Genomic DNA, 6468 nt, shown 5'->3' on the forward strand with positions numbered 1-6468 from the left:
GACCGGGCCCCCCCCCCCCCCCCCCCGCCGAGGGCGTCCCCGGCCGGCCCCCTCCCGCCGGCCGCCACTCGCCACGAGCCCACCCCGACCACCCACCGGGCGCAGCCCCGCCCCGAGCCCACCACACCTCCGGTGTCGGTCGCACCGACCCCGCTCACCGCACCACCGACCGCGCCCGCCCCGGACCGCCCCTTCCCCACCGCGCCCGAACCGACCGCGTCCCGCGCGTCCGGCCCGGTCTTCCCCGCGGACGACATCGACATCCCGCTGGACCCGAACCCGGAAACACCCCCGGAAGCCACCCCCGCCGCCGCACCCGCCATGGCCGCCGGCATCGTGGCTCCCCCGGTCGACGAGCCCCCGGCCACCGAGACCGAGACGGATCCCGGCCCCGACCCGGTGGCGACCACGGCCGCATCCGAGCCGGTGGCGACCACGGCCGCACCCGAGACGCCGGCGGCACCGGCCGCGACCAAGGCCGGGGCAGAGGCCGAGGCCAAGGCCGGGGCAGAGGCCGACGGCGAAGCGGACAAGGGCGAGAGCACCAAGCCCACCGGCAGCCCCTGGGGCGACTTCTCCGGCCGCCGCGAACCCGACGAGCACGCCGGTGATCTGATCACCGCCTACCCCAGCGCCCGTCCCGGCCCGGCCGGCGCGATCCACGGCGTGGGCATCACGATCCTGGTCACCCAGCTGGCCCGCTCGATCGTCTTCTACCGCGACACCCTCGGCTTCTACGAGATCGACACCGGCGAGGGCAGCTCGGTGCTGGCCTCCGGCGACACCCGGGTCGTGCTGCGCACGGTGCCCAACCTCTCCTCGGAGGCCGGCCGCCTGATCTACCTGAACCTCGAGGTGGGCGACATCGAGGCGGTGCACGACGAGCTGAAGGCGAAGGGCGTCAAGTTCGTGCACTCCCCGCGCCCGGTCAACCGCGGCGACAAGCTGGAACTCTGGTCCGCCACGTTCCGCGACCCGGACAACCACAACATCGCCATCACCCAGTGGCGCGCCATCCGCCCGGAAGCCTGAAATGCGTAAGGGGAGCCACCGAGTGGCTCCCCTTACTTACTGCCGACGACCGCTGTCAGCCGAGAATCGACTTCCGTACGTACGTCGCATACGCCCACGCGAGCCCGAAGATCACACCGAGTGCCGCCAGCGACCAGTGCGCGAACCCGCCCGCGAGCAGCACCACCTGCAGTGCCGTCCCCGCGTTCCACGCCCAGCTGCGCCGCATGCTCCCGGCGAGCACCGCGGCCACCACGGCCAGGGAGATCACCAGCCCGATCCCCCAGCCGCTCAGGTGACCGCCCAGGATCTTGATCGGCTGGATGGCCAGCAGGAGCACGATCGCTTCCAGTGCGAGCGTCCCCGAGCCCAGCCCTCGTACCGCTGCTTCGGGGTTGCGAAGCCCGGAACGCCGCACCGCGCCGCCTTCCTCGCCCCCGGCCGGCGTCGCGTTCTCGTCCGGCGAAGCCGGCATCGTGGTGTTCTCCGGCTCGCTCATCGCTTGAGCAGCCTTCGCGCGTCCGCGACGGTCACCACCGAGCCGGTGATCAGCACGCCGACACCGCTCAGCTCACCGGACGAGTCGTCCTCGGCGAGGAAGACCGCCTCCTCGATGGCATCCGGCATGTTCTCCGCGACCGACACCCGGTCCTCGCCGAACACCTGGATCGCGAGCCCGGCCAGGTCGGCGAACGGCATCGAGCGCGGCGAGCTGTTCTGCGTTACCACGATCCGGGCGGACACCGGCTCGAGCAGGTCGAGCAGGCCGGCCACGTCCTTGTCGCCGAGCACCGCGAGCACCGTGACCAGGTGCCGGAAGTTGAACTCGTCCTCCAGCGCGGTCACCGTCGCGGCCATGCCGTGCGGGTTGTGCGCGCCGTCCAGCAGGATCGCCGGCGCGCTGCGCACCCGCTCCAGCCGGCCCGGCGAGTCCACCTGCGCGAAGCCCTCGCGGATCAGGTCGATGTCGATCTGCTTGTCCGGCCCGGCGCCGAGGAACGCCTCGACCGCGGCCAGCGCGAGCGCGGCGTTCTGCGCCTGGTGCGCGCCGAACAGCGGCAGGAAGACCTCTTCGTAGACACCGCCGAGCCCTTGCAGGACGAGCACCTGGCCGCCGACCGCCTGGGTCCGCGTCACCACCCCGAATTCGCTGCCCTCCCGGGCCAGGGTGGCGTCCATCTCGGCGCAGCGTTCCATGATCGGGCGGAGGGCGTCCTCCTCCTGGAGCGCCGTGATCACGGTGGCGCCCTTGTGGATGATCCCGGCCTTGGCCCAGGCGATGTCCTCGATGGTGTCGCCGAGCCACTCGGTGTGGTCGAGACCGATCGGGGTCAGCACGCAGATGCCCGCGTTGATGACGTTCGTGGCGTCCTCCTCGCCACCCAGGCCCACCTCGACCACCGCAACGTCGACCGGCGCGTCCGAGAACGTCGCGTAGGCCAGCGCCGTGGTCATGTCGAAGTAGGTGAGCGGCTCGGTGTTGCGCGCGTCGATCAGGTCGGCCAGCGGCGCGATCTCCTGGTACGTCGCGACGAACCGCTCCTCGGAGACCGGGTCACCGTCCAGGCTGATCCGCTCCCGGACGGTCTCCAGGTGCGGGCTGGTGTATCGCCCGGTGTGCAGGCCGCAGGCCCGCAGCAGCGCGTCGATCATGCGCGCCGTGCTGGTCTTGCCGTTGGTGCCGGTCAGGTGGATCGCCGGGTACGCCCGCTGCGGGCTGCCCAGCACGTCCATCAGATCCCGGATCTTCTGCATGTCGAAGACCATGCGGGTGAAACCGCGCTCGTTGAGCGCGGCCTCGACCTCGGTGTACTCGCTCATGCCGCGGGCAGCGCGTCGAGGGCGGCGGCGATCCGGACCAGGTCGGCCTCGGCGATGGCCAGCCGATCCTTGATCTTGGTGACCACCTGCTCCGGCGCCTTGCCGATGAACGCCTCGTTGCCGAGCTTGGCCCGGCACTGCGCGGCTTCCTTCTCGGCGCCCACGCGGTCCTTCACCAGCCGGGCCCGCTCGGCGGCCACGTCGATGGTGCCCCGGGTGTCCAGGTCGACGGTGATCCCACCGGTCACCGCCAGGGTGGCGGTCGCGGTGAAGTCCTCGGCCGGCGTATTCAGCCGGGCCAGCGAACGGATCAGCGGCTCGTGCGTGTCGATCCCGACGTTGCCCAGGCCGGTCAGCGCGGCGGAGACCCGCTGGCTCGGCTTGAGGCCCTGGTCGGCGCGGAACCGGCGCACCTCGGTGACCACCTTCTGCAGCGCGGCCAGCTCCTCCTCGGCGGCGTCGTCGACGAGCGCGTAGTCGACCGACGGCCAGGTCGCGAACGTCAGCGTCTCGCCGCCGGTGAACGCGATCCACAGCTCCTCGGTCACGAACGGGATGACCGGGTGCAGCAGGCGCAGCAGCTGGTCCAGCACGTGGCCGAGGACCCGCCGGGTGCGCGCCGCCTCCGGGGTGTCCTCCTGCGCCAGCACCGGCTTGCTGAGCTCGACGTACCAGTCGCAGACGTCGTCCCAGGCGAAGTGATAGAGCGTGTCGCAGACCTTGGCGTACTCGTAGCTGTCGAACTGCTCGTTGACCTCGGCCACGACGTGCTGCAGGCGGGACAGGATCCACTTGTCGATCGCGCTGAGCTCGCTCGGCGCGGGCAGGTCGCCCTCCACCGTCGCGCCGTTCATCAGCGCGAACCGGGTGGCGTTCCAGAGCTTGTTGCAGAAGTTGCGGGAGCCCTGGCACCAGTCCTCGCTGATCGGCACGTCGGAGCCGGGGTTGGCGCCGCGGGCCAGCGTGAACCGGGTGGCGTCGGCGCCGTACTTGTCGATCCAGTCCAGCGGGTCGACCACGTTGCCGAACGACTTCGACATCTTCTTGCCGAACTGGTCGCGGACCATGCCGTGCAGGTTGATGACGTTGAAGGGCTGCACGCCGTCCATCGCGTAGAGGCCGAACATCATCATCCGGGCGACCCAGAAGAAGAGGATGTCGTACCCGGTGACCAGCACGCTGGTCGGGTAGAACTTCTCCAGCTCGGCGGTGCGCTCCGGCCAGCCCAGCGTGGAGAACGGCCACAGGCCCGAGGAGAACCAGGTGTCCAGCACGTCCTCGTCCTGGCGCCAGCCCTCGCCGGTCGGCGGCTCCTCGTCGGGTCCGACGCAGATGACCTCGTCGTTCGGCCCGTACCAGACCGGGATGCGGTGACCCCACCAGAGCTGGCGGGAGATGCACCAGTCGTGCATGTTGTCGACCCAGGCGAAATACCGCTTGGAGAGCTCGGCCGGCTCGATCGTGACCCGGCCGTCCCGGACCGCGTCACCGGCCGCCTTGGCCAGCGGGGTGGTGTTCACGAACCACTGCAGCGAGAGCCGCGGCTCGACGGTGGTCTTGCACCGCGAGCAGTGGCCGACCGAGTGCTCGTACGGCCGCTTCTCGGCGACGATCCGGCCCTGCGCACGCAGCGCGGCGACGACGGCCGGACGTGCTTCGTACCGGTCCAGGCCCTGGAACGGGCCGGGGACGGTGATCACCGCGCGCTCGTCCATCACGGTCAGGCTGGGCAGGTCGTGCCGCTGGCCGATCTCGAAGTCGTTCGGGTCGTGCGCCGGGGTCACCTTCACCGCGCCGGTGCCGAACGCCGGGTCGACGTGCTCGTCGGCGACGATCGGGATGCGCCGGCCGGTGAGCGGCAGCTCGACCTCGGTGCCGATCAGGTGCTTGTAGCGCTCGTCCTCGGGGTGCACGGCCACCGCGGTGTCACCGAGCATCGTCTCGGCCCGGGTGGTCGCCACCACGATCGAGTTCTCGCCGTCGCCGTACCGGATCGAGACCAGCTCACCCTCGTCGTTGGTGTGCTCGACCTCGATGTCACTGAGCGCGGTGAGACAGCGCGGGCACCAGTTGATGATCCGGTTCGCGCGGTAGATCAGGTCGTCGTCGTACAGTCGCTTGAAGATCGTCTGGACGGCGCGGGACAGGCCCTCGTCCATCGTGAAACGCTCCCGCGACCAGTCCACCGAGTCACCGAGCCGGCGCATCTGGCCGAGGATCGCCCCGCCGGACTCGGCCTTCCACTCCCAGACCTTCTCCACGAACTTCGCCCGGCCCAGGTCGTGCCGGGACATCTGGAGATCGGCGAGCTTGCGCTCCACCACGTTCTGGGTGGCGATGCCGGCGTGGTCCATGCCGGGCAGCCAGAGCACCTCGAAACCCTGCATGCGCTTGAGGCGCACGAGGGTGTCCTGAATGGTGTGGTCGAGGGCGTGGCCGACGTGCAGCGAGCCGGTCACGTTCGGCGGCGGGATGACGATGGTGAACGGCGGCTTGTCACTCTTGGGGTCGGCGGTGAAGTAGCCCTCCGATACCCACCGCTCATACCGCCGCTGCTCTACCTCGCCCGGCTGGTACTGAGCGGAGAGTCCACCGGTGGGCCGGCTGTCGGGGGTGCGGGTATCGGATGCATCGGTCACCCCGCAAGTCTACGGATTCCCGGCCCGCACCTGGTATTCGCACTCCCACCTGTGGATGACGGTAGGCTCACCTGATGTCGGACCGCGGCCAGCAGACGCCCCCTCCCGTCGCTCCCGTCCCCGATCTCGCCGGCGCACCCGAGGCTCCCGCAGCCGATGTCGAGCCCGCAGCGGACCCGATCGAGATCCAGGAAACCCCGTTCAGCCTGCTCGACAACCAAGATCAAGATCAGATTCAGGGGTACGACCAGCAGGAAGACGCCGGCCCCGCCCCGATGACCAGCGGCCGCCGCCGGACCCGGACCCTCGTCCTGAGTTCCCTGCTGGCCATCGGTGTCGCAGGCATCGCCGCCCTCGGCTGGTTCTACTGGCAGATCAGCTCCGAGTCGGACGCCACTCTGAAGCTCCCGCCCCAGATCGGTGAGCTGACTCTCGACACCAGCCAGAACGCCCAGGACACCGCGGACTATCTGCAGACCGCACTCTCCGCCGAGGTGGACCTGGACAAAACCGTCGGCGCCGTCTACACGGCCGGCGAGAGCAAGAACGTCCTCTTCTTCGGCGGCACCACGCTCTTCTGGAGCCCCGGCAAAGACCTGGACACCTCGTTCAGCCTCATCTCCGACGAGCAGGGCGCGGTCGTCAACCTGCACGAGGTCCCCGCCGGCAAACTGGGCGGCACCATGAAATGCGGCACCACCAAAACCGAATCCGGCGACCTCCCGGTCTGCGGCTGGGCCGACCACGGAAGCCTGGCCCTGGCCATGTTCCCCGACCGCCCCGAATCCGAAGCCGCGACCCTGATGCGCCAAATCCGCGAAGCCACCCAGACCCGCGGCTGATCTGGCCGCTCTCTCTGGCAAGCGGAGCTGGCTTCTCTTCGTGGTCTTTGGGGTTGGCGCGAGGGGGGACGGTTTGGGCGGGGAGGGCCATTCGAAAACCGTCAGGCTTGATATTTCCGAATGGCCCTCCCCGCCCAAACCTTGCCTACCTGGCG

At 70.1% G+C, this 6468-nt stretch carries 5 protein-coding genes; 2 read left to right on the plus strand and 3 right to left on the minus strand.

The genetic code is table 11. From position 1 onward, the window contains the following. The first annotated feature begins 132 nt into the window (after window positions 1-132). Window positions 133-1032 carry a VOC family protein gene (locus ADL15_RS11050; RefSeq protein ID WP_067687966.1) on the plus strand — a complete coding sequence of 300 codons (900 nt, stop codon included), beginning with the start codon at window positions 133-135 and terminating at the stop codon, window positions 1030-1032. A 55-nt stretch (window positions 1033-1087) separates the two neighbouring features. Here the strand turns inward: ADL15_RS11050 and ADL15_RS11055 are convergent, their stop codons facing one another. From ADL15_RS11055 to ADL15_RS11065, 3 genes are read right to left on the minus strand one after another with little or no spacing between them, the layout of a single operon-like run. After that, entirely contained in the window at window positions 1088-1486 is a 399-nt protein-coding gene (locus tag ADL15_RS11055; protein WP_067687971.1) for a DUF4233 domain-containing protein, read from the minus strand. A gap of 20 nt (window positions 1487-1506) precedes the next feature. Then, the gene (locus ADL15_RS11060) at window positions 1507-2832 is read right to left on the minus strand and encodes a bifunctional folylpolyglutamate synthase/dihydrofolate synthase (RefSeq protein WP_067687967.1); all 1326 of its coding nucleotides are present in this window, start codon (window positions 2830-2832) and stop codon (window positions 1507-1509) included. After that, window positions 2829-5471 carry a valine--tRNA ligase gene (locus ADL15_RS11065; protein ID WP_067687968.1) on the minus strand — a complete coding sequence of 881 codons (2643 nt, stop codon included), beginning with the start codon at window positions 5469-5471 and terminating at the stop codon, window positions 2829-2831. The genes ADL15_RS11060 and ADL15_RS11065 overlap by 4 nt, the downstream gene beginning before the upstream one ends. Window positions 5472-5545: 74 nt before the next feature. Here ADL15_RS11065 and ADL15_RS11070 point away from each other — a divergent pair, with 74 nt between their 5' ends. Continuing rightward, entirely contained in the window at window positions 5546-6313 is a 768-nt protein-coding gene (locus ADL15_RS11070; RefSeq protein ID WP_067687970.1) for a hypothetical protein, read from the plus strand. Window positions 6314-6468: the final 155 nt, after the last annotated feature.

The organism is Actinoplanes awajinensis subsp. mycoplanecinus, assembly GCF_001509495.1.
Lineage (GTDB): Bacteria > Actinomycetota > Actinomycetes > Mycobacteriales > Micromonosporaceae > Actinoplanes > Actinoplanes palleronii.